This window comes from Candidatus Hydrogenedentota bacterium (assembly GCA_016791475.1).
In the GTDB taxonomy this organism is placed as follows: Bacteria; Hydrogenedentota; Hydrogenedentia; order Hydrogenedentales; family JAEUWI01; genus JAEUWI01.
Window position 1 is genome coordinate 1 of the sequence record JAEUWI010000512.1, and the last position, 505, is coordinate 505.

2 protein-coding genes are annotated in these 505 nt (G+C 72.3%); both read right to left on the reverse strand.

The features are described 5' to 3' along the window. A partial coding sequence (locus JNK74_30545) for a hypothetical protein (GenBank protein ID MBL7650508.1) occupies nt 1-268 on the reverse strand: 268 nt, incomplete at its 3' end. Next, nucleotides 265-505 (reverse strand): hypothetical protein (locus tag JNK74_30550; GenBank protein ID MBL7650509.1); only part of this gene is annotated, 241 nt, incomplete at its 5' end. The genes JNK74_30545 and JNK74_30550, both read right to left, overlap by 4 nt.

Consider the following 505-nt stretch of genomic DNA (forward strand, 5'->3'; position numbering starts at 1 on the left):
GCAACCCGGCGTACATATCGGCCAGGGCGGCATGGGCCAGGCGCAGCATGCGCCCCTCCCGGGCCTGCAGGGGTGCAGCAGCCAGCGCCGGCGCGAGGGCCGGCAAACCCCGGTCGGGCACGCTGCCGACGATGAAGCGCTCCAGGCGCCGGTCGCACCAGTCGATCTCACGCAAGGCCGACAGCCTGGCCCGGGCACCGGCCGCACTCTCCGCCAGCCCGAGGCCTGCCGGACATACCAGTCCGGCGGCGGCGATGACGGCGTTCACGGGGCCTTCTCCATCCGGCCGGAGACATGCAGGGCACGCAGCTTGAGCAGGTGCTTGTCCACCGCCAGCTCCGCCCGCCACACCATCTGCAGGCGGGCCATGTCCGGCTCGATGAGGACGGTATCGAGCAGCGGCTCGGCCGCCATGTGGCGCCCGGCAAAATCGAAAGCCATGTGCAGATCGGGGCGGGGCAAGGCAAAGCAGACCCGCCCGCCCCCGGTCACCCCTTCCAGCGCC